At 55.4% G+C, this 2488-nt stretch carries 1 protein-coding gene; it reads left to right on the top strand.

What is annotated here, in order from left to right; translation table 11 throughout:
- The coding region (locus tag HYU99_05735) for a DUF4215 domain-containing protein (protein MBI2339848.1) at positions 1-2488 on the top strand (2488 nt) is incomplete at both ends.

Genomic DNA, 2488 nt, shown 5'->3' with positions numbered 1-2488 from the left:
ATGTCAATTCCACGCAGACAACGGATGATTCAAAGACCACCACAATCAGTTTTACGGCGAGTATGATTGAGTATGATGATTCCGTGTCGGAAGATATTCTGGCCGACATTTCCGTCGATATTCTTCCCGATCTGGACCTGGATGACGACGGCTACAGCAATTTTGACGAGCTGGATCAAGGGAGCGATCCCAACGACGCCTCGGATCTCCCGATTATCTGCGGCAACAGTATAGAGGATACGGGCGAAGCGTGCGATGACGGCAACACCACGGCAGGCGACGGGTGCAGTGAGACCTGTCAGGTGGAAACCGCCGCCCCCGTCTGCGGAAACGGAACTGCGGAATCGGGCGAAGATTGCGACGACGGCAATACGGTAAGCGGCGATGGATGCAGTAGCGGGTGTAAATCGGAGTCGGTCACCATTACCGTCAACAACCTGACGGACGGGGAGACGGTTCAGGACACGGAGTCCATCAGCGCCGATGCTTCAAGCAACACAGCGGATATCAAACGGTTGATCATCACTTCGCCGGTTTTAACCGACACAAACATCTTGCCCGATGTCTTCGACACTACATGGGATACGACGGATACCTCCAACTATCCGGAAGATCAGTCCACAACCCTCACTTTTTATGCGGAAGACAAGGAGGGCAACCGGGCCTACAAGACCGTTTCGGTGTTGGTGGACAACACGCCGAACATCGCGTCGTTTGGGACATCCGCGCTGATTCAAAATGGCGGTTCGGCAAGCCTCACATGGGAGGCGAATAATTACACCTCGCTTTCGGTTGACAACAGCGTGGGAACTTTGAGTGCCTCTTCCGGTGCCACCAGCGTCACTCCTTCCACCACAACCACTTATACGCTGACCGCGACCCGAACAGGGACTTCCAGCACCTTTACCGCCACGGGGAGTGTGACCATACAGGTGAATTACAATCCGAGCTTTGATGGTTCTACAACAACTGAATTTGGGCAGGACCCGGCCAGCGGCATTACGGTCTCGTGGAGTCAGTCCGATTCAACCGACGGCTTGGACGACACGGTAACGGCAGAGGTGCGTCTCTACGAGGGCACCGGTTGTTCCGGCGACTATACGTCTTATCCGTCCTCTACGTCCACGGTTTCCATTGACCCGGATACTTTAAACCCTCGCACCGATTATTCCTACACCGTTGCGTTGAGCGACAGCAATGGCGGAACCGCCTCGACCAGCGACTGCCAGACCTTTACCACCTCCGACACCGGCCTGGTGGGGTGGTGGAGGTTTGATGAGGGGAGCGGGACGACGGCAGAGGATTCGAGTGGATATGGGGGCGATGGAACACTTCAAGGGGACATTGGTTCAACTAGCGGCTGGACATCCGGCGTTTCCAGCGGGGCGCTTCAGTTTAACGGGACAAATGACCTCGTGGCAGTCTCACAGGCATCTGGAAGACCCGATTTCCATACGTCCGCCCTAACGCTCGAGGCTTGGGTGAATCCGTCCAGTCTTATGACGGGTGACGACCATTATGTGATCTCACAGTACCTGGACGGAGACCCTTCCGACGCGAGCTTCCGTCTGCAGGTTAGAGGAACCGATCCGCAGGTTGCGGTCTTTGATACCGGCTCTGACTATATTACCTCTTCGGAGGCGGCTGAAGATCTGTCGGTAGATACTTGGGTCCACCTGGTGGGGGTCTGGGACGGCGGCGGGGGAGGTGAGTCCTTGAGGGTTTACGTCAACGGCGATCTCGTCCAGGTGGGCGGCTCGGAGGTCGGGGATTTCACAGCGATGTGGGACTCCAGTGAACCTCTCCGGATCGGGGCGGGGAAGAACTCTACAGATGGTTTAAAATCATTTTTCAATGGTATTATCGACGAAGTGGCAGTTTACGACCGCGCCCTTTCCACGCAGGAGATACGGGATTTCTGCCAAGATGGTGAAACTGCCGCGGGAATTTCTTGCGCCGCGGATGACGTGCCGGCGCAACTCACGCCGTCAAACGGCCTTGAACTCCCCCCCACCCGCGCGTTTTTGTCGTGGGAGGTCGGTAGTTTGGACTCGACCAAAATATTTTCGCATTATGATCTCTGTGTATCAACCTCGAATCTTGATTCACTTGATTGCGCAAAAGGTGCCTTTGTTGAAATTGATGATTCAAGCCAGACCTACTATGTGATCGAATCACTCTCATCGTCCTCAACTTATTACTGGGAAATGCGCACATGCTACGGCGACGGCGGCACCGATTGCTCCGCCTACTCCCCCGTCTGGTCGTTTTCCACGGACAGCTCGCTGGTGGGGTGGTGGAGGATGGATGAGCTTGTCGGGATCGAGACCTACTACGTGCTCGACAGTAGTGGCCACGAACATCCGGGAGGATTGGAGGGAACTCCGTCCTTGGGAAGCGACGGGGATCAGACATTCCTGACCTTTGATGGGAATGGCGACTACCTTCACATTGGCGAGTACACTGCTTTTGATATGGACACAGCTGT

The organism is Deltaproteobacteria bacterium (assembly GCA_016183175.1).
Taxonomy (GTDB): domain Bacteria; phylum UBA10199; class UBA10199; order UBA10199; family SBBF01; genus JACPFC01.
The sequence above is the reverse complement of the archived record's forward strand: the minus strand, read 5'-3'. Positions and strand labels throughout refer to the sequence as shown.